This is a genomic window from Lysobacter sp. CCNWLW3, from assembly GCF_036697405.1.
Classification (GTDB): domain Bacteria; phylum Pseudomonadota; class Gammaproteobacteria; order Xanthomonadales; family Xanthomonadaceae; genus Lysobacter.
In genome coordinates this window covers 1-26,227 of sequence record NZ_JBAHWA010000022.1, presented here as the reverse complement: position 1 = coordinate 26,227, position 26,227 = coordinate 1, and the positions used below count along the sequence as shown (strand labels likewise).

The 26,227-nt window shown below is 69.2% G+C and carries 27 protein-coding genes and 1 pseudogene; 18 read left to right on the top strand and 10 right to left on the bottom strand.

Annotation, left to right across the window (positions count from 1 at the left end; translation table 11 throughout):
• Positions 1-101 precede the first annotated feature (101 nt).
• Positions 102-230, top strand: coding sequence for a hypothetical protein (locus V1318_RS20020; protein ID WP_332941531.1), 129 nt, complete (start codon positions 102-104; stop codon positions 228-230).
• A gap of 167 nt (positions 231-397) precedes the next feature.
• Positions 398-1,006, top strand: a complete 609-nt coding sequence (locus V1318_RS20015; protein ID WP_332941530.1) for a GyrI-like domain-containing protein — start codon at positions 398-400, stop codon at positions 1,004-1,006.
• A gap of 49 nt (positions 1,007-1,055) precedes the next feature.
• Here the strand turns inward: V1318_RS20015 and V1318_RS20010 are convergent, their stop codons facing one another.
• Positions 1,056-1,835, bottom strand: coding sequence for a hypothetical protein (locus tag V1318_RS20010; RefSeq protein ID WP_332941529.1), 780 nt, complete (start codon positions 1,833-1,835; stop codon positions 1,056-1,058).
• Positions 1,836-2,011: 176 nt separating this feature from the next.
• On the opposite strand from V1318_RS20010, the gene V1318_RS20005 reads away from it, so the two are divergent.
• A complete protein-coding gene (locus V1318_RS20005) occupies positions 2,012-3,433 on the top strand; it encodes a hypothetical protein (RefSeq protein ID WP_332941528.1) in 1,422 nt (473 codons plus the stop codon).
• Here the strand turns inward: V1318_RS20005 and V1318_RS20000 are convergent.
• Complete coding sequence (locus tag V1318_RS20000) at positions 3,430-3,879, bottom strand: hypothetical protein (RefSeq protein WP_332941527.1); 450 nt, start codon at positions 3,877-3,879, stop codon at positions 3,430-3,432. The genes V1318_RS20005 and V1318_RS20000 overlap by 4 nt on opposite strands.
• 198 nt (positions 3,880-4,077) lie before the next feature.
• Between V1318_RS20000 and V1318_RS19995 the strand changes: the two genes are divergently transcribed.
• The gene (locus V1318_RS19995; RefSeq protein WP_332941526.1) at positions 4,078-4,689 is read left to right on the top strand and encodes a methyltransferase domain-containing protein; all 612 of its coding nucleotides are present in this window, start codon (positions 4,078-4,080) and stop codon (positions 4,687-4,689) included.
• A 31-nt stretch (positions 4,690-4,720) separates the two neighbouring features.
• Here the strand turns inward: V1318_RS19995 and V1318_RS19990 are convergent, their stop codons facing one another.
• Positions 4,721-5,524: an MBL fold metallo-hydrolase gene (locus tag V1318_RS19990; RefSeq protein WP_332941525.1), complete on the bottom strand. Its 804-nt coding sequence runs from the start codon at positions 5,522-5,524 to the stop codon at positions 4,721-4,723.
• Positions 5,525-6,061: 537 nt separating this feature from the next.
• On the opposite strand from V1318_RS19990, the gene V1318_RS19985 reads away from it, so the two are divergent.
• On the top strand, positions 6,062-6,466 hold the full coding sequence (locus tag V1318_RS19985) for a hypothetical protein (protein WP_332941524.1): 405 nt from the start codon (positions 6,062-6,064) through the stop codon (positions 6,464-6,466).
• Between the two features lie 122 nt (positions 6,467-6,588).
• Positions 6,589-8,037, top strand: a complete 1,449-nt coding sequence (locus V1318_RS19980) for a serine hydrolase (protein ID WP_332941523.1) — start codon at positions 6,589-6,591, stop codon at positions 8,035-8,037.
• 170 nt (positions 8,038-8,207) lie between these two features.
• On the opposite strand, the gene V1318_RS19975 is transcribed toward V1318_RS19980, so the two are convergent.
• From V1318_RS19975 to V1318_RS19960, 4 genes are all read right to left on the bottom strand, one after another.
• Complete coding sequence (locus tag V1318_RS19975; protein WP_332941522.1) at positions 8,208-8,543, bottom strand: hypothetical protein; 336 nt, start codon at positions 8,541-8,543, stop codon at positions 8,208-8,210.
• Between the two features lie 281 nt (positions 8,544-8,824).
• Positions 8,825-9,103 carry a hypothetical protein gene (locus V1318_RS19970; protein ID WP_332941521.1) on the bottom strand — a complete coding sequence of 93 codons (279 nt, stop codon included), beginning with the start codon at positions 9,101-9,103 and terminating at the stop codon, positions 8,825-8,827.
• 138 nt (positions 9,104-9,241) lie between these two features.
• Positions 9,242-9,904, bottom strand: a complete 663-nt coding sequence (locus tag V1318_RS19965; RefSeq protein WP_332941520.1) for a hypothetical protein — start codon at positions 9,902-9,904, stop codon at positions 9,242-9,244.
• A gap of 177 nt (positions 9,905-10,081) precedes the next feature.
• Positions 10,082-10,696 carry a LysE family translocator gene (locus tag V1318_RS19960; protein ID WP_332941519.1) on the bottom strand — a complete coding sequence of 205 codons (615 nt, stop codon included), beginning with the start codon at positions 10,694-10,696 and terminating at the stop codon, positions 10,082-10,084.
• A gap of 105 nt (positions 10,697-10,801) precedes the next feature.
• Between V1318_RS19960 and V1318_RS19955 the strand changes: the two genes are divergently transcribed.
• Entirely contained in the window at positions 10,802-11,266 is a 465-nt protein-coding gene (locus V1318_RS19955; protein ID WP_332941518.1) for an Lrp/AsnC family transcriptional regulator, read from the top strand.
• Positions 11,267-11,684: 418 nt separating this feature from the next.
• Here the strand turns inward: V1318_RS19955 and V1318_RS19950 are convergent, their stop codons facing one another.
• Positions 11,685-12,608 (bottom strand): LysR substrate-binding domain-containing protein, encoded by a 924-nt coding sequence (locus V1318_RS19950; protein ID WP_332941517.1) that lies wholly within the window; start codon positions 12,606-12,608, stop codon positions 11,685-11,687.
• Between the two features lie 164 nt (positions 12,609-12,772).
• On the opposite strand from V1318_RS19950, the gene V1318_RS19945 reads away from it, so the two are divergent.
• The gene (locus V1318_RS19945) at positions 12,773-13,855 is read left to right on the top strand and encodes an L-dopachrome tautomerase-related protein (RefSeq protein ID WP_332941516.1); all 1,083 of its coding nucleotides are present in this window, start codon (positions 12,773-12,775) and stop codon (positions 13,853-13,855) included.
• 200 nt (positions 13,856-14,055) lie between these two features.
• Here the strand turns inward: V1318_RS19945 and V1318_RS19940 are convergent, their stop codons facing one another.
• Positions 14,056-14,226 (bottom strand): hypothetical protein, encoded by a 171-nt coding sequence (locus V1318_RS19940; protein WP_332941515.1) that lies wholly within the window; start codon positions 14,224-14,226, stop codon positions 14,056-14,058.
• Positions 14,227-14,396: 170 nt separating this feature from the next.
• On the opposite strand from V1318_RS19940, the gene V1318_RS19935 reads away from it, so the two are divergent.
• The 10 genes from V1318_RS19935 to leuB are packed head-to-tail and all read left to right on the top strand — an operon-like array spanning position 14,397 to position 26,039.
• A complete protein-coding gene (locus V1318_RS19935; protein ID WP_332941514.1) occupies positions 14,397-16,130 on the top strand; it encodes a dihydroxy-acid dehydratase in 1,734 nt (577 codons plus the stop codon).
• 53 nt (positions 16,131-16,183) lie between these two features.
• The gene (gene ilvC / locus V1318_RS19930; protein WP_332941513.1) at positions 16,184-17,215 is read left to right on the top strand and encodes a ketol-acid reductoisomerase; all 1,032 of its coding nucleotides are present in this window, start codon (positions 16,184-16,186) and stop codon (positions 17,213-17,215) included.
• Positions 17,215-18,963 (top strand): acetolactate synthase 2 catalytic subunit, encoded by a 1,749-nt coding sequence (gene ilvG / locus V1318_RS19925; RefSeq protein ID WP_332941512.1) that lies wholly within the window; start codon positions 17,215-17,217, stop codon positions 18,961-18,963. The genes ilvC and ilvG overlap by 1 nt, the downstream gene beginning before the upstream one ends.
• On the top strand, positions 18,947-19,183 hold the full coding sequence (locus V1318_RS19920; protein WP_332941511.1) for an ACT domain-containing protein: 237 nt from the start codon (positions 18,947-18,949) through the stop codon (positions 19,181-19,183). Before ilvG ends, V1318_RS19920 begins: the two co-directional genes overlap by 17 nt.
• The gene (locus tag V1318_RS19915) at positions 19,174-20,154 is read left to right on the top strand and encodes an aminotransferase class IV (RefSeq protein WP_332941510.1); all 981 of its coding nucleotides are present in this window, start codon (positions 19,174-19,176) and stop codon (positions 20,152-20,154) included. The genes V1318_RS19920 and V1318_RS19915 overlap by 10 nt, the downstream gene beginning before the upstream one ends.
• A 4-nt stretch (positions 20,155-20,158) precedes the next feature.
• Positions 20,159-21,322 (top strand): threonine dehydratase, encoded by a 1,164-nt coding sequence (locus tag V1318_RS19910; protein ID WP_332941509.1) that lies wholly within the window; start codon positions 20,159-20,161, stop codon positions 21,320-21,322.
• The gene (locus tag V1318_RS19905; protein ID WP_332941508.1) at positions 21,319-22,908 is read left to right on the top strand and encodes a 2-isopropylmalate synthase; all 1,590 of its coding nucleotides are present in this window, start codon (positions 21,319-21,321) and stop codon (positions 22,906-22,908) included. Before V1318_RS19910 ends, V1318_RS19905 begins: the two co-directional genes overlap by 4 nt.
• A 47-nt stretch (positions 22,909-22,955) precedes the next feature.
• On the top strand, positions 22,956-24,380 hold the full coding sequence (gene leuC, locus V1318_RS19900) for a 3-isopropylmalate dehydratase large subunit (protein WP_332941507.1): 1,425 nt from the start codon (positions 22,956-22,958) through the stop codon (positions 24,378-24,380).
• Positions 24,380-24,961, top strand: coding sequence for a 3-isopropylmalate dehydratase small subunit (leuD, locus tag V1318_RS19895; RefSeq protein ID WP_332941506.1), 582 nt, complete (start codon positions 24,380-24,382; stop codon positions 24,959-24,961). Before leuC ends, leuD begins: the two co-directional genes overlap by 1 nt.
• Complete coding sequence (leuB, locus tag V1318_RS19890; protein ID WP_332941505.1) at positions 24,951-26,039, top strand: 3-isopropylmalate dehydrogenase; 1,089 nt, start codon at positions 24,951-24,953, stop codon at positions 26,037-26,039. Before leuD ends, leuB begins: the two co-directional genes overlap by 11 nt.
• Here leuB and V1318_RS19885 read toward each other — a convergent pair.
• A pseudogene (locus tag V1318_RS19885) lies at positions 26,028-26,227 on the bottom strand (hypothetical protein); the annotation flags it as partial. The gene leuB and the pseudogene V1318_RS19885 sit on opposite strands and share 12 nt — an antisense overlap.

Here is a 26,227-nt window from a genome sequence, read left to right as displayed (position 1 = left end):
CAGCGCGTCCATCCACCCGAAACAACGCCAGGCCGTCCCTCGGCCGCTATGCGCCGACCGCCGACGCCCGAGCGGCCGTTGCCGACGGTTCCTTCTGGGCCTTGAACGCGACCAACCCGGCGCCGCGACATCTGGGCAAGGCCACGATCCAAACCGAGGCATCGCAGGCGCCGGCCGCCATCGCGATCGGCAACGTCGACGCCGTGTCCGGGCTCATCGCCGCTGCGTGAACAGCGTCGGATGGCCCGGGCGTCGGCCCGATCCGCCGGCAGGCGCTGCGGAATCGAAGCGGCCGATGTTCGACACGGCCGCTTCCTACCCAACGCCGCACGCTCTCGCAATGGAGGCCCGGCCCCGCGCGGTTAAGATCGGCCGTCCGCCGCCCCCGGGAGCTTGCGTGCAGAAGGTCGATCTCAAGAAGGAACTGAAACACCTCTACCAGGCCTCCGCGAAGGACGTGGTCCGGGTCGAGGTTCCGAGCCTGCGCTATCTCATGATCGACGGCGCCGGCGACCCCAACACCTCGCCGGCATACGCCGCGGCGGTGGAGGCCCTGTTCTCGGTGTCCTACACCGCCAAGTTCATGGTGAAGAAGGGCAAGCCGGGGATCGACTACGCGGTGATGCCGCTGGAAGGGCTGTGGTGGTCCGACGACATGTCCGCCTTCGTCGCCGACGATCGCTCGCAGTGGCGGTGGACGATGATGATCCTGCAGCCGGATTTCGTGGAGGCCGCGCTCATCCAGACGGCCATCGCGGAAGTGCGGCGCAAGAAGGCGCTGGCCGCGGTGGACGAATTGCGGCTGGAGCGTTTCGCCGAAGGCGGCTGCGCCCAGATCCTGCATGTCGGCCCCTTCAGCGAGGAAGGCCCGACCATCCAGCGCGTCCACGACTATATCCAGGCGCGTTCCGCGCTGGCCGGCAAACACCACGAGATCTACCTGAGCGACATACGCCGCGCCGCCCCGGCCAAGTGGAAAACCATCATCCGTCAGCCGATGAAGTAGGCGCTGCGGCGGCCGCCGCAGCCGACCGCGGCCCCACGCTCGCGCCGGGCTAGGCTTTCGGGATCCTGGCGAAATTGGCCGTCTTGAGCATGCGCTGCGCGCGACGGCCGATGCGGCCCTGCTTCAGGGCGCGGCGCTTCCTGGCCAGGGCGTCGCCTTCGTGCTCGTAGGTCAGGTTGTCGGCCTTCTTCGGATCGAAGTAACCGATGTAGCCGCCATGGGCGACGCCGAAGGAAGGCAGATCGAAACTCTTCTTGCCGCGGGTCACGGCGCCCATGAAGTTGTTGCGCGAGCCCGGTTCCGACGAAGGCGTGAAGTACAGGGGCAGCACGAAATCGGCGACGCCGATGCCGTCGATGGCATAGGACTGGGCCTGCACGGCGTCGCACATCTCGAACCAATGGAACACGTCGCGGTCGCGGGCTTCCGGATGCGGCCCCTGCACGACCAGGTTGACCTGCGGGTCGCCGATCATCTCCAGCGCTTCGTGCGAGAGGCTGACGGTCCAGTCCTCCTGCAGGCCCTTGCTCAGATCCAGGTAGACCACGCCGGCCGGCACGCCGCGGAAGTCGGTCTCGTGCGCGCCGGCCAGGTCCTTGTTGAACTTGTCCAGCACGTACAGCACGCCGTCGCCGCGCATGTCCAAGGGATCGAATTCGAAGCGTCGCTTCCCCTTGCGGGCCGTGTGCCCCTCCAGTCGCAGCGTCGCGCCGAAGCCCCAGTACGGTTCGAAGTCGCGCTCGATCTGGATGTTGATCGCCCGGATCACCTTCTGCATCTGAATGTCGCTGATGGCGCCGTGGCTGAGATTGAACACCGAGACGATCATGACCCGCCCTCCGTTGGCTCGACATCCGGGGCCAACGTCGGGCGAGGCCGGGACAGGCCAGCGTCCGGGTACGCGGCCGCAGCGGCCATCGCCCGTTCCGTCCGCCTCCGCCACGGCGGGGCGCGGACCGGGTGCGATACATTAGGCCTTTCATCGTCCTCTGGGGGGAGGGGTATATGGGGAACTTCCGAGCGCTCGCCTGTCTGCTGGTCGGATTGAGCAGCCATGGCTTGACCGCGGCCGCGAGCGAAAAGGCGCCGTATCCGGAAGCCGGCGTGCAATTGGGCACGGGCTGGCATTCCACCAGGCTGACCAAGACCAACGAGAACTGCGTGCTGGCGAGCCAGACCGAAGACCGATCGGAGAAGCGCACGCAACGCTTCGAGGAGTTCTCCGACACCGCCTCCTTCATGACCTCGCTGTCGATGTCGGCGAAGGCCAAAGCCAGCTGGATCATCGGGGCGTCGGGGTCGGCCAGCGGCTCCCTGTTGCGCACCTACAACATGGACATGAACTCGCTGAACATCAGCGTGGACGTGCGCATCGCGCGGGGCGCCAGTTATCTGGCGCCCAAAGACGAGGGCCCGGACCAAAGCAACGCGATCCGGCTGCGCAGCGGGCTGGCGCAACTGGCCGCGAGCAACCCGATGGAGTTCCGCCGGCGCTGCGGCGACGCCTTCGTGTCCTCGATCTTCCGGCAGTCCGGGATACAGGGGGTCTATTCGTTCCGCACGCGGACCCAGAAGGAACGCGATGAAATCAAGGGAAAGATGGCGGGCTCCTACGGCCTGTTCAGCGCCTCCGCGTCGGCGAAACAGATCATCGACCAAATGGGCAAGGAAGGACGCCTGTCCATCCATTACACCCAACTGGGCGGGGCGGGAACCAAGATCGCCACCACCGAAGGCGAACTGCGCACGCTGGTCACCGAACTGGGGACGGCCACCGACGGCGCGGCCCCCGTCGAGATCGGCATCACCTATTACTCCGAGCTGCCGAACTTCCCGCAAAGCCAGAACGCGACCGATCCGGACATCGGCCAGATCGCCGACCAGCACCTGCGGCTGGAGAACCTGATCGGCGCGATGAACGACATGCGCCAGGACCGTGCCGCGTACGGCATCTACGACAACCACGCGCTGCGACGGATCGAACTGCTCCAGGATGCCGCGATCTCCCAGCGCAACCGGCTCAAACAGACGCTGCAGGACTGCATCGGCAACGATCGCGATTGCGTCTACCCCGCCGACCTGCCGCGCGACGACTACGACATCCGGGCGCAACTGCCGGTGCGGTTCTCCGACATCCCCGATACCGAGGCCGCCCTGGCGCAGCAGGACCAGGTCCTGCAGCAGATCGGAGCGCTCGCGCAACTGCCCAGCACGCCGGAGCGGGAAGAGCGAATGCGCTTTTTGAAAGGCCAGCTCGCGCAGCTGCGGCGGCAACGCGAGCAATTCGTACTCGACACCCGCTTCCGCATCTGGATCGAGGACCCGTCGATCGCTCGCTGCAACCTGGACGAAGCGGCGCAGTGCCTCAACTCGCAACGCCGCGATGAGCTGCGCATGCGCTACTTCAACGGCAGCTTCGGCGGTTAGGGCATGTCGTAGCAGGCCGCCATCTGCTGGATCCGGATCGGGCCCGGCGCATGGGTCCAGTCGCCCGCCGTATCGGCCACCGACTGGGCGATCAGATAGGTCGCGTTCGGCGGCAGCCAGCCCTGATCGCGGCCCAGCTTGATCGCCCAGCAGTCGGCGGCCGCTTCACCGGCGGCGCCGCCGCCATAGATCTGATGGGCGCACTCGTGCGCATACACGAAGACCTGCAGCACCGCAGGTTGCGAAAAGAACGCAGGACTCAGCCGGATCTCGCCCGGCACGGCCTGGGCCAGATCGCTTATCGGCATTACATAGGTCGTCGTGCCCGGGCATCCCACTTGCACCCCGCCCACGAACGGACGTTCTCCCAGCGACTGGACCTGGGCCAGGAGATTTCCGCTGGCGACAGACAACGACAGACCGAGCAGCGCGGCTGCGAGCCTCATGGCTTCCCCCTATCCGGTTTTCCCCGGCGGCATCCTGGCACGGCCCATCCGGGCGCGTCCATCGCCCCTTGCCGTCTCTCGAACGGCCTCGCCCCCGGTTCGGTGCCTGCGCAGCTGCGGCGGGTTTATCGTTACGGCCGGATCGCAACCCCGCCCTCGGATTCCGAGAGCCTTGGCCCAATCCTGCGGAGTATCGCCATGCCCGATTCGCATCCCCACAATCGCCGCACCGTCGCCGGCTACGAGAACTGCGCGCGCGACTACGCGACCTCGGTGCCGCAGCAGCCGCCGGAGCCCGCCGCCTCGGCCATGCGGCGTCTGGCCGAGCTGCTGCCTCCCGGCGGCCGCGTGCTGGATATCGGCTCCGGGCCGGGATGGGATGCCGATTTCCTCGAAGGACTGGGCCTGCGGGTCCACCGCACCGAGGCGACCGCCGCCTTCCGCGATTTCCAGGCCGAACGCGGCCAACGCGTGGACGCGCTGGATCTGCTCACCGATGAGATCGCGGCTCGCTACGACGGCATCCTGCTGCAGTACGTGCTGCAGCACTTCGAGCGCGCCGACCTGGATGGCGCGCTGCGCAAGATGGCCGATGCGCTGACCGACCGCGGCGCGATCCTGTTGTCGTATCCGCTGGGCGAAGGCGAGCACTGGGACCACGGAGCCTCGGGCGACTACCGCGTGGTGCTATGGAGCGCCGCCGCGATGGACGAGCGCCTGCAGGGCCTCGGCCTCAGCGTCGTCTGGGAGGCGCAACAGGACGGCAGGGACGGGCCCTGGCGCACGCTGATCGCACGCACGGCCGCGTGAGCACGCGCGTCACGCGGCCGCTACTGCGCGCTCAGCTCTCGGGCACCCACACGAAGCTCTCGCCCTGGGCCTTGATGCGGCCCAGGCCCGGGAACGGGAAATGCACGGAGTACACGCGCAGATTGCCGTCGGCGGCGCGTTGCAGCAGCGCGCGGCGGCTGGTCTGGGCCAACGGCGCATCGGTGTCGTACTGAATGGTCCATTCCGGGCGCTGCACCGAAATCACGTAGTGGTGCGCGGTATCGCCGATGTAGAGCAGGCGCTGGTCGCCCGAGGCGATCTCGTAGGCGCTGTGGCCGGGCGTGTGTCCGTCCACGGCCACCGCGGTGACCACGCCGGGGATGATGGCCGCGCCGGGCTGGAAGGTGGCGACCTTGGGCGTCATCGCGGCGACCAGCGCGGCGGCGTCCTTGTCGCGCTTCAGGCTGTCCCACTCGGGCGCCGACAGATGGAGGGCGGCATTCGGAAAAGCGAGCTTGCCTTCGCCCGTGAGCAAACCGCCGACATGGTCCTGATGCTGGTGCGAGAGGAAGATGTCGGTGACCTGCGAAGGCTCGACGCCGGCCGCGCGCAGCGAAGCGGGCAAGCGCCCGGCGCGCGCGAAGGAGGCGTCGGCGGCACCGGTATCGAACAGCAGGACCCGGGCGCCGCTGCGCACCAGCAGGGGCTGGATGCTCAGGTGCAATACATCCGTCGGCTGGCCCGCCGCGGCCAGCAATGCGGCCACGTCCGCAGGCGGGTGGCCGATGGCGAAGGTCTTGCCGTCGTTGCCGGCGTCGATGTCGCCGTCCTTCAGGGCCGTGGCGTCGAGCGCGCCGATCTTGAAGCGCAGCACGTCCGGATTCGCCGACTCGGCTGCCGGGGCCGTGGCCGCGACGGGCGCCGCCGCCGGAGCCGGCGCGTCGCTGGCCGCGGGCTGGGGTTTGGAACAAGCCGCAAGCGTCGCGGCGGCCAGTGCCGCGGTTACCAGAAGTGAGAGAGGGGTGCGATTCATGGGCGGTCTCGAGTGCGGAATGGGGACCGCGATGCTCGCCGAATGACCGAGCTGCGGCGCGATCAGCTTACCGCGACGGTATCGATCGAAAAGGCAGCGTTTGCGCAATGCTGCGTGCCGCTCGTCGCCGACTGCCGCTTGCATGTCGTCCTGCACGCAAGCTCGATATGCCACCGGCCCGGTCTCCCCAGGCAGGGTCCCGGGCGTCGGCCGAACGCCCGATGGCGCTGGCCCGGCGAGCTGGTTCGGGCTCCGGCGCGTTGCTCACCGGCCTGGCGCATGCCCACACGCGGACGCACTTCCCCGATTGCTCCTTCGCAGAACGGCGACTCACAATGCTCGTGCGTCCGACGACGGGCCCAACACGGAGCTCTCGCAATGGAAGGCTGCATCCGTTTCGCTGTTCGCGGCTTCCGCCACACCCGCACCTGGGCGCTGCTGCTGGCCCTGGCCATCTACAGCCTGCCGGCCCTCGCCACCGGCACCTTGTTCCGCTACTCGGCCGGCAGCACGCCCGCGGACTTCTTCTCTTTCCAACTGGTCGGCCGCGAAGATCCGGGCTTCCCGCATACCACCTGGACCGGCAGCGGCCAGTACGAAGCCAATCCCAAGGCTTACGTGGTACGCATGGATCGCGCGCATAAGCGTCTTACGGTGCGCCACACCAACCCTGGCGATCCGCGTCAGCCGCCGTCGTTCCTGCTGGAGGTCCGTGGCGATGTCGGCACGCTCACGCTGGGCAAGAAAACGATCGGCGGCCGGGCGAATTGGGACGTGCTCTAGCCAGGCCCGCGGCGGCCACATCCTCCCCACCCTGCTGTCATCCCACGAAGCCGCCGCGCGTTGATTCGTAGGCGCGCCTGGAGGTTCCACGGCGCCCGCTCCAACACGGACATCGCATGCTCATGAAATCAGGCTTACTGCTGGCGCTAGCGCTCTCGGCCACCATCGCCAGCGGCGCTCATGCCGGCCAGACACCGGCAGCGGCAACTGCAACGGATGTGAACACCCGCGCCGTCGATGCGCTGGTGCACAGGCGGATGCAGCAACTGGGCATCCCGGGCCTGCAGCTCGCCGTGGTCCGCAAGGACCGGACCGTGCTGCTGCGCAACTACGGCCTCGCCAGCGTGGAGCTGGGTGTGCCGGTCTCCGACCGCTCGGTGTTCTCGCTGAACTCCATCACCAAGGCGTTTTCGGGCATCGCCGCGGGCGCCGTCATCGCGCAGGGGCGCCTGGACCCCAAAGCCCCGCTGTCGCGTTACCTCGACGACCTGCCGGAGTCCTGGCGCACCGTCACCGTCGAACAGATCATGTCGCACATGTCCGGCCTGCCCGACGTGCTGCGCGCACCGACCGTCGAGCAGGACCCCGCCGCCGCGTGGGCATGGACCCTGGCGCAGCCGGTCCGCTTCGCCCCCGGCGAACGCTACGACTATTGCCAGACCAACTACACGCTGCTGCAGCGCATCATCAACCGACTGATGCAGCGCCCGACGGACGCGGCCTTGGCGACGCCGCAATTTACCGCCGCCGGCATGCGCGACACCGGCTATGGCGACGCCGACGTCGTGGTTCCCGGCAAAGGCCCGAACTACCGCTATCGGGACACCGGAGCGGGTACGCCCCGGACCCTGCGCCCTATCCACGAGCGCTTCCCCGCCTATCGGCAGGCGTCCTCCGGCATCAACAGCACCGCCGCGGACATGGCGCGCTGGGCGCGGGCGGTATTGGACGCGAAGCTGATCGACGCGCGCACGCGCGAGCTGCTGTGGACGCCGGTGCGCTTCGCCGACGGCAAGCCGGGGCAATGGGGACTGGGTTGGCAGGTCTTCGCGCGCGGCGACCACCGCATGGTGGGCATGACCGGCGGCGGACGCTCGGCGGTGTTCCTGTATCCGGACGACGACCTCGGCGTGGTCGTGCTCACCAATCTGTCCGGCGCCTATCCGGAAGACTTCATCGACGGCATCGCCAAGATCTACGCGCCCGGGCTCCCTCTGAGCGGCATTCCGGCGCTGCGGATCGCCCTGGACGACGGCGGCTACGAGCATGTCGAAGCGGCCTTGCACGAGCTACGCACGAAGCATCCGGACGCGGCGTTCCCCGAAGCCGAATTCAACGACTGGGGCTACCGCCTGCTCGCCTCCGGCCGTCCCAAGCAGGCCCAGGCGATCTTCGAACGCATCGTCGCCCTGTACCCCGACAGCGGCAACGCCCACGACAGCCTGGGCGAAGCGCTGTCGCTCAACGGCGATCGCCAAGGCGCGATCGAGGCGTATCGACGTGCGCTGGCGCTGGACCCGAACAACGCCCATGCGGCGCAGCAGCTGCGGCGACTGGAAAGCGGGCCCTAGTCGCGCGCCGGCGACCGCCGGACTCATCGACGTTGCAAGCCACGGCGAAATGTCGCCGATGCATGCCCGCGTTGAACAAGCCACGCGTGGACACGAAGCATGCGATCCACGCCGTCCACGCGCCGCAGGTTTTTCGCTCGCGCTGTCGCCAGCCTGCGCCCGGCGCCGGCCTATTTGCGCACCAGGCAATCGACCAGCTTCCCTTCTTTCTTCAGGCACAGCACGCCGTCCTTCAGCGAGAACGCCGGGTCTTCGGATGGGCCGCCGTCACGCGGCGTCATCCGCAAGATCAAGGGATCGGCGGAGACCACGCTATAGGGAACGGCATGATCCACGCCTCGTTCCGTTACCGTGATCAGATCGGCGGAGAAGCTCACGATGTGTTCGCCCTTGTTGGCGTCCTGGGGACGCCATTGCCCCAGCAGGGAGGGCGGCGCGAACGCCGCGGCGGCATGCAAGGCGCCGAGCGACAGCAGACCCACCAACGCCGGACCAGAAGCCTTCATACATCGGTCTCCTTGGATCGGAATCGGGGGCCATTCGTCCGCCAATCAGACCAGGGGCTCAGCGCCGCACCGTCGCGGCCAGTGTGAACCATGCGCGGGCGGGAGTCAGCTGCCGCGAGCACGCCGTGCACGGACCGTATCCGCAAGGCCAAGCCCGTGGGAGCGCTCGCGCCGCAGGCAGGGTGCAAGCGATTCGACCTGTCCACGAGCGCAGTCGTTCAACGCGACTTCGGGTCTTCCGCCACGCCGTCGCCGCGTGACGCCGTCCGCGGGAAGTCCTACTAGGCGGTAGCGATCGCCAATGCGATGGCCGCGACCATCGTCAACGCGAACCACACGACGGCGGGAATCAGCGGCCCGATGAGCAGGCGCCGTGCGCGGCCCATATCCATGATCGTCAAGGGCCTGATGGCGTGCTCGCGCCGCAGGCGAGCCCAGCCGAACCCCATGAAGGCGCACACCGAAAGCAGCACCAGCCACACGATGGCGAGATTGGAGTCCAAGCCGCCGTTGGCTATCGCCAGCAACAGGGGAACACAGTTCAGGGCGCCGATGGCCAAGCAGTATCGGCTCCAGGAAACACTCATCTGTCCGTGCACAACACCTCCAATCCGATCCCGCTCGATCCGAGCCCCGTGAGCGGGAGAGGGGCAGCTCCGCGCGGCGCCGGATAAGCCCCTGAGCCGTCCCGCCCGCGATCAGGACCCGCGCGCCGACGCATAGATCTCCGCCGGTATTCCGACCAGGGCCGGCCCCGAAAGCCGGGTGCCCTCCAGGCTGCCGCACTGCTCCAACGCGCGACTGACGGCGTCCACGATGGAGCTGCGTTGCGCGATGCGGGCGAAACTCTGGCGGGGACCGGCGTGGTACATCTGCATGGCCAGGTTCATGGCCGGGGCGAAGATGGGCTCGGCGGCGAACCCGAACTCGTGCCAGCGGCCATCGCGATCGCTGGCGCTGAAGCGGGTCGGCAGCTCGACGCCGTCCATATGCGAAACCAGCACTAGGCCGAACGCCTCCGGCAGCCAGTCGATCAGACGTCGGGCCAGCATGGGTTCCGTCGCCAAGGCGGTCATCCTTTGCTCGATATCGTCATCGCCAAGGCCCTCCTGGGCGATGAGAGCGATGGCTTGCTGGAGTTGCGATTCGGTGGGGACTGAGAGCAGCGGCATCTTGCGTAGTCGTTGGGTTCCAACCCGGTCGCCTGGCAACGCGGGCTTGAACGAGTGATCGGCCGCCATTGTACGGCGCGTCGAGTGCGGATCGTCCGCTCGCACACGCGCTTCGATGCGACGCAACCGAAGCAGCACATAGTGCAAACCGCACAGTCGCCGGTTCTGGATGCGTGGGTCAATGCCCATGGACGGGTTTGCGAGGTCTTGTCGCCGATTCGGTGTAAGTGCACATCCGACCGACGAGGCAGGCGCATCGTTGCGGCAACGCACGGCGATCGCCGATCGCGCCGTGATGAACGCGGACTCGGATCGCGAGTACCTCGCGCACGCCGGTGGCATTGGCCAAGATGTCAGCCGCTTCGCCTAGCCCGATGCCAAGGCGCCGGCGGCCACGCCGATCAGTCCGCCGCAGGCGCCTTCCACCCAACGGCGTCGACGATCGCTATAGGAGCGGCGCCTGCCCGCACTGGAACCCAACACCAGGCTCAAGCCGGCGTAGACCAGGGCGCACAGCGCGATGAACAGCGCGGACAGCACGATCGCCTGCGCCGCCGCGGACGCCTGCGCATGCATGAACTGCGGCAGGATCGCGAAATAGATCAGCATGCCCTTGGGGTTGAGCACGGCGGTCAGGAAACCGCGCCAGAACGGTGCGCCGCGCGCACCGTCGGTGCGATCGGCCGAACCGGCCTTCATCGCCGAACGCAGCAACCGCAGCGCCAGGTAGACGAGGTAGCCGACGCCGATCCAGCGCAGCGCTTCGAACAGCGGCGGCGAGGCGGCGATGATCGCAGCCAGGCCCAGCGCCACCAGCGCCGAATGCACGACGTAGCCGGCGCAGACCCCGGCGGTGGCGCGCAGGCCGGCCGGCGCGCCGGCCCCGATGGACTGGGAGGCGATGAACAGCATGTCCGGCCCCGGGGTGCAGATCAGCGGCAGCACGGTGGCGGCGAACAGCAGCAGGGTGGTCGATTCCATGGCGGACAGCGTATGCCGTCCGGGCCGCAATCGGGTTGCGATGATTGCGCTTCATCCTGATAAATTGGCATAAAGCACCAATCCACGCCAACCTGAGATACTTCCATGCCAATCAAGCTCGATGAGATCGACCGCCGTATCCTGCGTGCCCTGCAACGCGACGGCCGGCTGCAGAACACCGAGCTGGCCCAGGAAGTCGGGCTGTCGCCTTCGCCCTGTCTGCGGCGAGTGCGCCTGCTGGAGGAAGCCGGCGTGATCGATCGCTATGTGGCCGTGCTCGACGCGGCCCAGGTCGGCATCGGCATGACCCTGTTCACCCGGGTCTGGCTGACCGCCCAGGACGCGGACACGATCGATCACTTCATCGAGGCGATGCGGCGGCTGCCGCAGATCGTGGAGTGCTACATCATGCTCGGCGAGAGCGACGCGCTGCTGCGCGTGGTGGTGGCCGACCTGGACGACTACCGGCGCTTCCAGACCCAGCACCTGACCCGCGCCAACGGCATCCAGAACGTGAAGACCGATCTGCCCAGCCAGATCGTGAAGCAGAGTTACGCGCTACCGGTCTAGCCCGGCGCCAAGCGGGCCCTGACGCCGCATGTAGCTCATGTCCCCGCGCACTGCGAAGGCCGTCGCAATTGACGATGGCTTTTCATTAAACAGTTGAGAAGCAACATAACGGGCAAACCGCACCGTTGCCGGTCCGGGATGCGCAGGTCAATGCCCATGCGCGGGTTTGCGACGTCTTGTCGCCGATTCGGCGCAGCCGTACACCCGGCTGCCGATGGCCGCGCATCGCTGCGACAACGGCCCAGCGAGCGCAGGCCAGGATCGCAGTGGGCGTGCCCGCCGCGGACGTCGGCGGAAAGTCGTGCCGCTGCGCCTGGTCCGATGCCCAGGCGCAGCGATACGAAACCTCAGGATTCGCGGCGCGGCGAGACGGCGAAACGAAGCCGCGCACGGCCATGGCCGGTACGCGAGGCAGCGGTCAGGGGGCGAAGCGTCCCGCGGCCGCGACGGCCTGCTCGCAGCGCGCGCTCAGGAACTCGCGCAGCCGCTGCACCGCCGGGCTGAGCAGGCGCCGGTCCGGGCTGATCAGGTGCAGGGGCGAGGCTTCGCCGCGCCAGTCGCCGCACAGCGCCAGCAACCGCCCGGCCTGCAGGTCGTCGGCGACGTCCAGCCACGACTTGTAGGCGATGCCCAGGCCGGCCACCGCCCAGCGGCGCACGGCCTCACTGTCGTCGCTGATGCGGTCGCCGCGCACGTCCACCACGCAGGGCTTGCCGTCGGGCGCGGTGAAGCGCCAATGCGTATGCAGCTCGTCCGAAAGCATGAAGCGCAGGCAGTTGTGCGCCCCCAACTCCAGCGGCGTCGGCGGCGCGCCGTGACGCTGCAGATACGCCGGCGCGGCGCACAGCACCCGCCGATTGCCCGCCAACAACGGCAATGCGATCAGCGATGAATCCGGCGGCACGCCGTAGCGCAGCGCCACATCCACCGGTTGGCGGTAGATATCCGCCACTCGGTCCGACAGCAGCAGCCGCAGTTGCAGGCGCGGGTGCAGCTGCTGAAACGCGTCCAGCCAGCGCAGCAGCGCATGCCGGCCCAGATCCGACGGCGCGGAGATGCGCAATTCGCCGCGCAGTTCGGCGCGGTCGCCGCGCAGCGACTGCGCGCCCTCGTCCAGGTTGCGCAGCGCCTCGCGCGCATGGGCCAGGAAGCGCTCGCCCTCGGCGGTCAGACGCAGGCTGCGGGTGGAGCGCACGAACAACTGTGCGTCCAACTCGTTCTCCAGGCGCTTGAGCGCGGCGCTGGCCACGGCCGGGCTGAGGTCCAGGTGGCGAGCGGCGGCGGACAGGCTGCCCAACTCGGCGGTGCGGACGAACAGGCGGAGGTCGGCGAGCGCCTTCATTTTCAAACCATTATTGAAACTGAAACCATTTATGGCCGCTTTTTCGCCCAAGAGCAACAGCCGAATCTGGGCACCGTCCTAAACGCCCGCCCGCTGCGTCCCGACGCCGCGACACCCCATCGCAACCCGCGCCTCCGATCGCGCACTCATCCAAGAGCCTCGTCATGAACCCTCTGTCATCGATCTCTCTCGCCGCCGCGCTGCTGCTGCCCGGCGCCGCGCTCGCCCAGTCCGACGCCGCGACCGCGGCCGATTCGTTCGCCCGCAGCGGTCCGCCGTTGGAGGTCGTGCTGGCCTCGCCGCGGCGCCCGGGCAACGTGGCCGTCGCGCCCGACGGCCGCGTCTTCATCACCTATCACGCGCTCTCCGATGCGCCGGTGCAACTGGCCGAAATCAAGAACGGCCGCGCGCTGCCGTATCCGGATTCGAGCCTGCAGAGGAACGGCGCGGCGGCGTCGGACGCCACCATCGACACCCCGCTGGGCCTGCAGGTCGACCGCCAGCAACGGCTGTGGGTGATCGACATGGGACTGAATCTGGGCAAGACCCGGCTATGGTCGTTCGATCTGCGCAAGAACGTCGCCCTGCCCACCATCGAACTGTCGGCCGAGATCGCACCCAAGGGCAGCTTCGTGCAGGACTTCGCCGTGGACGAGCGGCGCGGTTGGATCTACCTGGCCGACATCGCCAACCCCGGCCTGATTGCCCTGAACCTCAAGACCGGCCAGGCCCGCCGCTTCGGCGGCCATCCCTCGCTGCAGAGCGAGGACATCGACATGGTCATCGACGGCAAGACCGTCGACTTCGCCGGCAAGCCCGCGCGAGTGGGCGTGAATCCGCTGAGCCTGTCGGACGACCGCGAAACGCTGTACTTCGGCGCGATGAACGGCACGCGCTGGTACCGCCTGCCCACCCGCCTGTTGCGCGAGGGCAAGAGCGATGCCGAGATCGCCGCGGCCATCGAAGTCGCGGGCCCCAAACCGATCAGCGACGGCGTGGCCACCGACCGCAAGGGCAATCACTACTACACCGACCTGCAGCGCCACGCGATCAGCCGCCTGTCGAGCGATGGCCAAGTGCGCGACGTGGTGCGCGATGCGAATCTGAACTGGCCGGACAATCTCAGCCTGGGTCCGGACGGCTGGGTCTATGTGGTGGCCAATCAGCTGCACCTCACGTCCGCGTTCACCGGCCAGCCCGATCGCGGCCGTCCTCCCTACTACGTCTACCGCTTCAAGGCGCCTTGAGCGGCGCCGCGACGGCGGCTGCTCGGCTTCACTATCGTTCTGCGGCGACGCGCGGCCCCTCCATCGGCCGCGCACTCGCCGAAATCAGGCGCGCCGGGCCGGCTTGGCGCCGGCCCGGCGCGAGGACCGCAAGCTCCGGACCGGCCGCGCTTTCGTCGCCGGCGCGGGAAGCGACCGCCGTCACGGCTTATGCGGTTTCGTCATGAAAGTTTTTCATGAAACTGTTGACAAGCCGCGAGCCGGCATGTTTTTCTCAGGACCATGACGCAGCGCAACAACCACTCGCAGACGACTTCGCTCAAGGCCGCCACGGCCTCGAACGACATCGCGCGCGTTGCGCTCCGACTCGCTCCGGCGATCGCCACGTCCATTCTCGTCCTCGTACTTATTACCGGGCTTACCAGCGCGGGAATCGGGTTCGTGTAGCAAAAACACACAGCCCCTAAGGTCGAAAGAACCTGAACCCCGCGCCCAAAAGGCGCGGGGTTTTTCGTTTTGCGGCACGGGGTTCCTGCATCAGCCACCACAGGAACGCGTTTTCGTGAGAAGCAACGCCATCAAGCAAGGCCCGGCCCGAGCCCCCGCACGCGCGATGCTGCGCGCGACCGGTCTCGACGACGCGGCCATCGCCCGGCCGCTGGTCGCCGTGGTCCACACCTGGTCCGACGTCTCGCCGTGCAACATGACCCTGCGCGACCTGGCCCAGCACGTGCGCCGCGGCGTGGTCGACAACGGCGGCACCCCGATCGAGTTCAACACCATCGCCGTCACCGACGGCATCGCCATGGGCACCGACGGCATGCGCGCCTCGCTGGCCTCGCGCGAAACCATCGCCGACTCGATCGAGCTGGCGGTGTCCGGGCATTGCCTGGACGCGATGGTGCTGCTGGTCGGCTGCGACAAGACCATCCCGGCCGCGGCGATGGCGGCGGCGCGGCTGGATATCCCGACCGTGATCCTCTACGGCGGCACGATCATGCCGGGCCATTGCCCATCCAAGCAGGGTGCGGCCGACGACAAGCCGCTGACCGTGCAGGACGTGTTCGAGGCGGTGGGCGCGCATTCGGCCGGGCGCATCGACGACGCCGAGCTGCACCGCATCGAATCCCACGCCTGTCCCGGCGCCGGCGCCTGCGGCGGCCAGTTCACCGCCAACACCATGGCCATGGTGCTGACCTTCCTGGGCCTGTCGCCGCTGGGCCTGAACGACATCCCCGCGATCCACGCCGACAAGCCCGAAGCCGCGCGCAGCTGCGGCGAGCTGGTCATGCAGCAATTGCGTAAGGGCGGACCGAGGCCGCGCGCGCTCCTCTCCCCGGCCGCGCTGCGCAATGCCGCGCGCGCGGTCTCGGCCACCGCCGGTTCCACCAACGCCGCCCTGCACCTGCTGGCGATCGCGCACGAAGCCGGCGTCGCCTTCGATCTGGAAGAGTTCGAAGCCGCCGCGCACACGCCGGTGATCGCCGACCTGAAACCGGGCGGCCGCTACACCGCCGCGGAGATGTACCAATTCGGCGGAGCGGCACTGGTGGCGCGCGAACTCAAGGCGGCCGGCTTGATCGAGGATATTCCGACGGTCACCGGCCGTTCCTTTTTCCAGGAGCTGGCCGATGCCTGCATGGCCGACCAGCAGGACGTGGTGCGTCCGGTCGCCGACCCGATCAAGCCGCGCGGCGGCTACTCGGTGCTGTACGGCGACCTCGCGCCGGAAGGCTGCATCCTCAAGCTGGCCGGTCACGGCCGCGAACATTTCGAAGGCCCGGCGCGGGTGTTCGACTCCGAGGAAGACGCGTTCGCCGCCGTGCAGTCGCGCCGCATCCAGGCCGGCGACGTGGTGGTGATCCGCTTCGAAGGCCCGGCCGGCGGCCCCGGCATGCGCGAAATGCTGGCGGTGACCGCGGCCCTGGTCGGCCAGGGCCTGGGCAACGACGTGGCCCTGATCACCGACGGCCGCTTCAGCGGCGCCACCCACGGCTTCATGGTCGGCCACATCTCGCCGGAAGCCGCGCACGGCGGCCCGATCGCGCGCCTGCGCGAGGGCGACCGCGTGAGCATCGACGTGCGCACGCGGCGCTTGAACGTCGCCGCCGATCTGGCCGCGCGCGAACCGGCGCGCATCGCCCCGCGCGTGACCACCGGCGTGCTCGCCAAGTACGCGCTGCTGGTCGGCTCGGCCTCGCAGGGCGCGGTCACCGCGCCCGGCCCGTTGCAGTCGCCGCCGCCGCGAACGATTCCGGCCGCTCTAGTCGAACACGCCAGTACCGAAACCGCTTGACCCCACTCGCTCCTCACTCCTCTCCGCTCACTCCTCGCTCAGAGATCACAGACATGACCGCTACGACCTTCCGCCCCAAGATCGCCATCGTCGGCTACGGCAGCCAGGGCCGCGCCCACGCGCTGAACCTGCGCGACTCCGGTTTCGACGTCACCGTCGGTCTGCGCCCGGGCGGCCCGACCGAGATCAAGGCCAAGGCCGACGGCTTCACCGTGAAGTCGCCCGCCGAAGCCGTCGCCGGTGCCGAGCTGGTCGCCGTGCTCACCCCGGACATGGTCCAGGCCCAGCTCTACCGCGAGGTGATCGAACCCAACATCGCCCAGGGCGCCTGCCTGCTGTTCGCGCACGGCTTCAACGTCCACTACGCCCAGATCGCGCCGCGCGCGGATCTGGATGTCGTACTCGTCGCGCCCAAGGGCCCGGGCGCGCTGGTGCGGCGCGAGTACGAGATCGGCCGCGGCGTGCCCAGCGTCTACGCGGTGCATCAGGACAGCAGCGGCCGCGCCGAGGAGTTCGCGCTGACCTACTGCGCCGGTATCGGCGGCGCGCGCCAGAACGCGATCAAGACCACCTTCAAGGAAGAGACCGAAACCGATCTGTTCGGCGAACAGGCCGTGCTGTGCGGCGGCGCGACCAAGCTGGTGCAGGCCGGCTGGGAAACCCTGGTGGAAGCCGGTTACCAGCCCGAAGTCGCCTACTACGAGTGCCTGCACGAACTGAAGCTGATCGTCGACCTGTTCTACGAAGGCGGCGTGACCCGCATGCACGAGTTCATCAGCGAGACCGCGCAGTACGGCGCGCTGACCCGCGGCCCCTATGTGGTCGACGAGGACACCCGCGCGCAGATGCGCCGGGTGCTCAAGGAAATCCAGGACGGCACCTTCGCGCGCCAGTGGATCGCCGAGTACGCCTCGGGCAACGCCCACTACAAGGCGCTCAAGCAGGCCGACCTGGATCACCCGATCGAGGCGGTCGGCAAGAAGCTGCGCGCCAACATGAAGTGGCTGGACACCGCGCCGAAAGCGCAGCAGGCCGCTCCCGCCCCCGCCGCCACGCGCGGCGAACGACAGGAAGAGGCTGCGTGATGAACGGTGCCCGCTGGCTGGCGCAAGCGCTGGCCGCAGAAGGCGTGGACACGCTGTTCGGTTATCCGGGCGGCACCATCATGCCTTTCTACGACGCTTTGCACGGATCGGACCTCAAGCATGTGCTGGTCCGCCACGAGCAGGGCGCCGCTTTCGCTGCCAACGGCTATGCCCGTGCCAGCGGGCGAGTCGGCGTATGCGTGGCGACTTCCGGTCCCGGCGCATCCAACCTGGTCACCGGCATCGCCGACGCGATGCTGGATTCGGTGCCCATGGTCGCGATCACCGGCCAGGTCGCGACCTCGCTGATGGGCACCGACGCCTTCCAGGAGCTGGACGTGTTCGGCATGACCCTGCCCATCGTCAAGCACAGCTTCCTGGTGCGCAGCGTCGACGATCTGCCGCGCATGGTCGGCGAGGCTTTCCGCCTGGCGCGTTCCGGCCGTCCCGGCCCGGTCCTGATCGATCTGCCCAAGGACGTGCAGAACGCCGAGGCCTCGCACCTGGCCGCGCACGTGCCGCTGCCGACCGATCCGCTGCCGGCGGCGCCGGACGCGGCCTACCACGAGGCCGCGGCGCTGATCGCGCATGCGCGCAAGCCGCTGATCTACGGCGGCGGCGGCATCGCCCTGGGCGATGCGGTGGCCGCGTTCCGCAACTTCGTCGAAGGCAGCCAGATCCCGGCCGTGCTGACGCTGAAGGGCCTGGGCGCGCTACCGGCCGATCACCTGCTGAACCTGGGCATGCTGGGCATGCACGGCAACCGCGCCGCCAATCTGTCGGTGCAGGAATGCGACCTGCTGATCGTGGTCGGCGCGCGTTTCGACGACCGCGCCACCGGCAAGCTGGCCGAGTTCGCGCCGAACGCGCGCGTGGTCCATCTGGACCTGGACGCGGCCGAGATCGGCAAGCTGCGTCACGCCGATGCCGCGGTCAACGGCGACCTGCGCCGGTCGCTGGAAGCGCTGACCCCGGCCTGCACCGCGCAGACCCAAGGCCGCAACGGCGGTGCGCGCCGCGCCTGGCGCGACACCTGCCTGCAGCGCAAGCGCGATTGCGCGCCGCGCTACGACGCGCCCGGCGAGACCGTGTATGCGCCGGCGCTGCTGCGGCGCCTGTCGGATCTGGCGCCGGAGGCCGTGGTCACCTGCGACGTCGGCCAGCACCAGATGTGGGTGGCGCAGCATTGGCGCTTCGACGATCCGCGCAAGCACCTGACCAGCGGCGCGCTGGGCGCGATGGGTTTCGGCCTGCCGGCCGCGATCGGCGCGCAGATGCAGGACCCGACGGCGCGCGTGATCTGCGTCAGCGGCGACGGCTCGTTCCTGATGAACGTGCAGGAGCTGGCCACCGTCGCGCGCTATCGCCTGCCGGTGAAGATCGTGCTGCTCGACAACCAGGCCCTGGGCATGGTGCGGCAGTGGCAGGAGCTGTTCTTCGAGCGCCGCTATTCCGAGATCGACCTGTCCGACAACCCGGACTTCTGCGCGATCGCCGCTGCGTTCGGCGTGGCCGCGTTCCACGTCGAGCGCGCCGACGCGGTCGAGGACGCCCTGGCCGCGATGCTGGCCTGCGAAGGCCCGGCGCTGCTGCACGTGGCGATCGACCAGGAAGCCAATGTCTGGCCGCTGGTGCCGCCCAACCGCAGCAACGCCGAAATGCTGGACCCCGAGGCCGACGCGATCGCGGAGGCCGCCGCTCCCACCCCCGCCACCGACAAGGAGGATGCCCATGCGATACCAGCTTGAACTGACCCTGCGCCAGGCCGAGGGCGCGCTGGCTCGCGTATTGGGTGCCGCCGAACGGCGCGGTTTCCGTCCTCTGTCCGTGGACGGCGAAGCGCAACCCGACGGCGATCGCTGGCATCTGCGCATGACGGTGGAAGGCGAACGTGCCGATACCGCCCTGCAGAGCCAGCTCGCCAAGCTCTACGACTGTCTTGCCGTCGAGGTGTCCCCATGCAGTTGAACGTCGAAACCCTGGCCGCGCCCTCCGCAGCCGAAGCCCAACACGCGGCCTACGCGACACGCGAGCGCAGTTATGCGCCGGCACGCAGCAGCGTGCCGCAGCCCACGAACCAACCGCTGATCTGGTTCGACGGCGAGTTCGTCGCCGCCGACGCGCCGGAAGCGCCGCTGACCACCCATGCCATGCATTACGGCACCGCGGTGTTCGAGGGCATCCGCAGCTACGCCACCGCCGACGGCGGCGCGGCGGTGTTCCGTCTGCCCGAACACATGGAGCGCATGCGCAAGGGCGCCGAACTGTTCGGCATCGATTTCGACGTCGAGCGCGCCAGCGCCGCGACCGTGCAGACGTTGCGCGCCAACGGCCACCGCGACGCCTACATCCGCCCGCTGACCTGGATGGGCACCGGCACGATCGGCCTGGACGTGGATCCGTTGAGCCAGCACCTGATGATCGCGACCATGGCCAAGGTCGTGCACCTGGGCGGGGCGCGCACGCGCCTGACGGTGTCGCCGTGGAAGCGCAACCCGGCGACCTCGCTGCCGGCGCTGAAGCTCAGCGGCGCCTACGTCAATTCGATCCTGGCCAAGCGCGAAGCCAAGCAGCGCGGTTTCGACGAGGCGCTGTTCACCGACGACAAGGGTTACGTGGTCGAGTGCACCGGCGCCAATGTGTTCATGGTCAAGAACGGCGCGATCACCTCGGTCGAGCACCGCGACGCGCTGCCGGGCATCACCCGCGACACCATGATCGCCCTGTCCGGTGCGCAGTCGCGCGAAGTGACCCTGCACGAACTGCTGGACGCCGACGAGGTCTTCGTCTGCGGCACCGCCGCCGAAGCCACGCCGATCGCGGTGCTGGACCGCCGCGAGTTCGGCGACAACCCGGTCACCCGCGAGCTGTCGGCGCAGTATTCGCGCGTGGTGCGCGGCGAAGACCCGCGCTACCGCGCGTGGCTGACGCCGGTCTGAGCGCATGGACGGCGACGTAGCCAGCGCGGTATCCGTGAGCGCCGCCGACCTGTTGGCGGCGCAGGCGCGGCTGCGGCGGTACCTGGACCCCACGCCGCTGCACCATGCCGAGCGTTTCGGTTGCTGGCTGAAGCTGGAGAACCTGCAGCGCACCGGCTCGTACAAAGTGCGCGGCGCGCTCAACGCGCTGCTGGCCGCGCGCGAACGCGGCGATCACCGCACCGTGATCGCCGCCTCGGCCGGCAACCATGCCCAGGGCCTGGCCTGGGCCGCCTATCGCCTGGGCGTCAACGCGATCACGGTGATGCCGCGCTGCGCGCCGCAGACCAAGATCGCCGGGGTCGCGCATTGGGGCGCCACCGTGCGCCTGCACGGCGACAGCTACGACGAGGCCAAGGCCTTCGCGATCGAGCTGGCCGAGCAGCACGACTACCGCCTGCTGTCGGCCTTCGACGACCCCGACGTGATCGCCGGCCAAGGCACGGTCGCATTGGAACTGGCCGCGTTCGCGCCCGACGTGCTGCTGGTGCCGATCGGCGGCGGCGGTTTGGCCGCCGGCGTGGCCCTGGCGCTGAAGTCCGAGCTGCTGAGCGGCAGTGCGGCCGCGCGCCGGGTGCGCGTGATCGGCGCCCAGGTCGAAGGCGTGGACTCGATGGCGCGCGCGCTGCGCGGCGACCGCCGCCTGATCGAACCGGCCGCGACCCTGGCCGACGGCGTGCGGGTCAAGGACCCGGGCCGCCTGACCGAGCGCGTGCTCAGCGCATTGCTGGACGACGTGGTGATCGTGCGCGAGGCGGAACTGCGCGAGACCCTGGTCCGGCTGGCGCTGGAGGAACACATCATCGCCGAAGGCGCGGGCGCGCTCGCGCTCGCGGCCGGCCGCCGCATCGCCGGCAAGCGCAAATGCGCGGTGGTCTCCGGCGGCAACCTCGATGCCGGCGTGCTCGCGCAGCTGCTGTCGGAGGTGCGCCCGCGCGCACCGCGGCGTCCGCGCCGGCGCAGCCGCGAGGCGCCGCCGCGCGAGGCCGCCGCCGGCGAGAGCGCGGCCGCCAACCACGACGTCTATCGGCTGGCACGACTTAGACCCGGGCCGTCGCCACAAGCGCGCACGGCCCACACGCCCTCCCTTGCTCCGCATTCCCCTTTGATCGAGGACGTCCCCGCATGAACGAGTCGCCCGGACCGGTAGTACCCATAGACCACGCCCCCCAGCACGTCGCCATTTTCGACACCAGCCTGCGCGACGGCGAGCAGTCGCCCGGCTGCAGCATGACCTCCAGCCAGAAGCTGCGCTTCGCCCACGCCCTGGCCGAACTGGGCGTGGACGTGATCGAAGCCGGTTTCCCCGCCAGCTCCGGCGCCGAGATCGAAGCGGTGCGCGCGATCGCGCGCGAAGTGCGCGGCTCGACCCTGGCCACCCTGGCGCGCTGCCACGTCGGCGACATCGAGGCCTGCGCGCAGGCCCTGGACGGCGCCGGCAACCCGCGTATCCATGTTTTCATCTCCACCAGCCCGCTGCACCGCGAGCACAAGCTGGGCCTGAGCCGCGAGCAGGTGCTGGAACGCGCGGTGATGGGCGTCGAGCTGGCGCGCCGCTACGTCGACGACGTCGAGTTCTCGGCCGAAGACGCATTGCGCACCGAGCCGGAATTCCTGGCCGAGGTCTGCAGCGCCGCGCTGGCCGCCGGCGCGCGCACCCTGAACATCCCCGACACGGTCGGCTACACCACGCCCAGCGAGATCCGCGCCCTGTTCGAATACCTGCGCGCGAACGTGCGCGACGCCGAACGCGCGGTCTTCAGCGCCCACTGCCACAACGACCTGGGCCTGGCGGTGGCCAACAGCCTGGCCGCGATCGAGGGCGGCGCGCGCCAGGTCGAATGCACCATCAACGGCATCGGCGAGCGCGCCGGCAATTGCGCGATGGAAGAGCTGGTGATGGCGCTGCGCGTACGCGGCGGCTACTACAACGCCCAGACCCGCATCGACACGCGCCGGCTGGTGCCGACCTCGCGCCTGCTGTCGCGCATCACCGGCATGGCGGTGCAGCGCAACAAGGCCATCGTCGGCCAGAACGCGTTCGCGCACGAGTCCGGCATCCACCAGCACGGCATGCTCAAGCACCGCGGCACCTACGAGATCATGAATCCCGAGGACGTGGGCTGGGCCCAGTCGCAGATGGTGCTGGGCCGCCACAGCGGCCGCGCCGCGCTCAGCGACCGCCTGCAGACCCTGGGCTTCGTGGTCGACGAGGCGCGACTGAACGCCGTGTTCGCCAGCTTCAAGGCCCTGGCCGAGAAGAAGCGCGAAGTCTTCGACGCCGACCTGGAAGCGCTGGTGCTGGGCGCCGATGCGCGCGCCGCGCGCGGCCATCGCCTGGTCCGCGCCCATGTCAGCACCGGCATCGCCAGCGACAGCCTGCCGACCGCGAGCGTGCAGCTGGTCGACCCCGACGGCGCCGCGATCAGCGAAGCCGCGGTCGGCGACGGCCCGGTGCACGCGCTGTTCGCCGCGTTGGCGCGCGCGACCGGTGTGCAGTTGCAGATCGACAGCTACCACGTCTCCAGCGTGACCACCGGCGACGACGCCCAGGGCCAGGCCAGCGTGACCACGCGCGTGGACGGGATCGAACTGACCGGCTCGGGCACCAGCACCGACATCCTCGAGGCCAGCGCGCTGGCCTGGCTGGACATCGCCAATCGCGTGCTGCGTACGCGCCAGCAGGCGCCGCAGCGCCTGGCCGCGACCGCCTGAACCATCCCGAATACATCACGCCACAGCCATAACGCCAAAGCAGACCCATGACCACGCCCAGAACCCTGTTCGACAAACTGTGGGACGCCCATCTGGTCACGCCCGAGACCGAGGCCGTACCGGCGGTGCTCTACGTCGACCTGCACCTGATCCACGAAGTCACCACCCCGCAGGCCTTCGCCGAACTCGACGCCCGCGGGCTCTCGCCGCGCCGGCCCGATCTGACCAAGGGCACGCTCGATCATTCCACCCCGACCCTGCCGCGCGGCGCCGACGGCCGCCTGCCCTACTACACCGACGAGGCCGAACGTCAGGTCGACACCCTGCGCCGCAACTGCGCGCGCCACGGCATCGAGCTGTTCGACTACGACAGCCCGCACCGCGGCATCGTCCATGTGATCGGCCCGGAGCTGGGCCTGACCCAGCCCGGCATGACCATCGTCTGCGGCGACAGCCACACCGCCACCCACGGTGCGTTCGGCGCGCTGGCCTTCGGCATCGGCACCAGCGAGGTCGGGCACGTGCTGGCGACCCAATGCCTGCTGCAGCGCAAGCCGCGCACGCTGGCGATCAACATCGAGGGCGAGTTGGCGCCCGGCGTCGGCGCCAAGGACCTGATCCTGCACGTGATCGGCGAGATCGGCGTCAACGGCGGCACCGGCCAGGTCATCGAATACCGCGGCTCGACCGTGCGCGCACTGTCGATGGACGAGCGCATGACGGTCTGCAACATGTCGATCGAGGCCGGCGCGCGCGCCGGCCTGATCGCGCCCGACCAGGTCACCTACGCCTACCTGGCCGCGACGCCGCGCGCGCCCAAGGGCGCGGACTTCGAGCGCGCGGTCGCGCATTGGAGCGGGTTCGTCGGCGACGAAGGCGCGCGCTTCGATCGCGAAGTGCATATCGACGCCAGCCGGATCAAGCCGACCCTGACCTGGGGCACGCACCCGGGCCAGGTCGCCGCGGTCGATGCGTCGCTGCCGGTCGCGCAGGACGCCGACGCCGCCAAGGCCCTGGCCTACATGGGCCTGAGCGGCGGCGCGGCCCTGGCCGGCGCGCCGGTGGACGTGGTCTTCGTCGGCAGCTGCACCAACTCCCGCCTCAGCGATCTGCGCCAGGCCGCGCAGGTGCTGCAGGGCCGGCGCGTGCATCCGCGCGTGCGCATGCTGGTGGTACCCGGCTCCGAGCAGGTCAAGCGCGAGGCCGAGGCCGAGGGCATCGACCGCATCGTGCGCGCGGCCGGCGCCGAATGGCGCGAGCCGGGCTGCTCGATGTGCATCGCCATGAACGGCGACCTGGTCGGCCCGGGCCAGCTCGCGGTCTCCACCAGCAACCGCAACTTCGAAGGCCGCCAGGGCAAAGGGGCGCGCACGCTGCTGGCCTCGCCGCTGACCGCGGCCGCCTGCGCGATCGCGGGCGAGGTCACCGACCCGCGCGCTTACCTGCAAACCGTAGCGACGGAGGCCGCCTGATGAGCGCTTTCACCACCCTGACCTCGCGCACCGTCGTCCTGCGCGAACGCAATATCGACACCGACCAGATCATTCCGGCGCGCTTCCTGACCACCACCGAGCGCCAGGGACTGGGCCGTTACGCGTTCAACGACTGGCGCTACCTCGCCGACGGCTCGCCCAATCCCGAGTTCGCGTTCAACCGCCCCGAGAACGCCGGCGCGCAGATCCTGGTCGCGGGGCGCAACTTCGGCTGCGGCTCCTCGCGCGAGCATGCGCCGTGGGCGCTGACCGACCTCGGCCTGCGCGCGGTCATCAGCACCGAGATCGCCGACATCTTCCGCAGCAACGCGCTGAAGAACGGCCTGCTGCCGATCGTGCTCGACACCGAGGTGGTCGACGAACTGCTGGAACGTCCCGGCATCGAGCTGAGCGTCGACGTGGCCAGCCGCAGCGTGATCCTGCCCGGCGGCACCCGCGTGCAGTTCCCGCTGGACGCCTTCGCCCAGACCTGCCTGCTCGAGGGCGTGGACCAGTTGGGCTACCTGCTCAAACAACAACCTGCCATCCAACGTTATGAGGAACTGCGTCATGCACGCTGAGATCGTCGTATTGCCGGGCGACGGCATCGGCCCGGAAGTGACCGCCGCCGCGGTCGAAGTGCTGCGCACGGTCGGGCGCCGCTACGGCCACAGCTTCGTCCTGCGCGAGCACCTGATCGGCGGCGCCGCGATCGACGCCACCGGCGAACCCCTGCCCGAGGCCACCCTGACCGCCTGCCGCAACGCCGATGCGGTGCTGCTGGGCGCGGTCGGCGGGCCGAAGTGGTCGGACCCGAAGGCCACGGTACGTCCCGAGCAGGGCCTGCTGGCGCTGCGCAAGGGCCTGGGCCTGTACGCCAACCTGCGCCCGGTCAAGCCGCATGCGGCGACCCTGGGCGCCTCGCCGATCAAGCCGCACCTGCTCGCCGGCGTCGACCTGCTGGTGGTGCGCGAGCTCACCGGCGGCATCTACTTCGGCCAGAAGCAACGCAACGCCGACAGCGCCAGCGACCTGTGCGAGTACAGCGTGGCCGAGATCGAGCGCGTGGTGCGCCGCGCCTGCGCGCTGGCGCGTGGCCGCCGCGGGCATGTGGTCTCGGTGGACAAGGCCAATGTGCTGGAGACCTCTCGGCTGTGGCGCGAAGTCGCGACCCGCATCGCCCGCGACGAATTCCCCGATGTGACCCTGGAGCATCAGCTGGTGGATTCGATGGCGATGCACCTGATCGCCAAGCCGCGCGCCTTCGACGTGATCGTGACCGAGAACATGTTCGGCGACATCCTCACCGACGAAGCCTCGATGCTGGCCGGCTCGCTGGGCCTGCTGCCCTCGGCATCGCTGGGCGAAGGCAAGGTCGGCCTGTACGAACCCATCCACGGCTCCGCCCCCGACATCGCCGGCCGCGGCATCGCCAACCCCTGCGGCACCATCCTCAGCGCGGCCATGCTGCTGCGCCACTCGCTGGGCCTGAGCGACGAAGCCGACTGCGTCGAGCAGTCGGTGGCGGCGGTACTGGAACGCGGCGTACTCAGCGCCGACCTGGCCCCCGGCGGCCGCGGCGCCAGCACCGCCGAGGTGACCGCCGCGGTGCTGGCGCAGCTGGAGTTGCCCTGCCAGGTGGCGGAGTTACGGGACTGAGAGCTGGCGACGGCAACCAAGAACGCGACGCCGTCTAAGGCGGTTGCGGTTGCGGTTGCCGTTGCCGTTGCCGTTGCCGTTGCCGTTGCCGTTGCATTGAAATCCATAGCACCGCACCCGTGCGAGCAGCCGTAGACCCGAAGGGCGGCGCGCAGGACGCGCGCCGTTTTTCGAATGGACAAGGATGT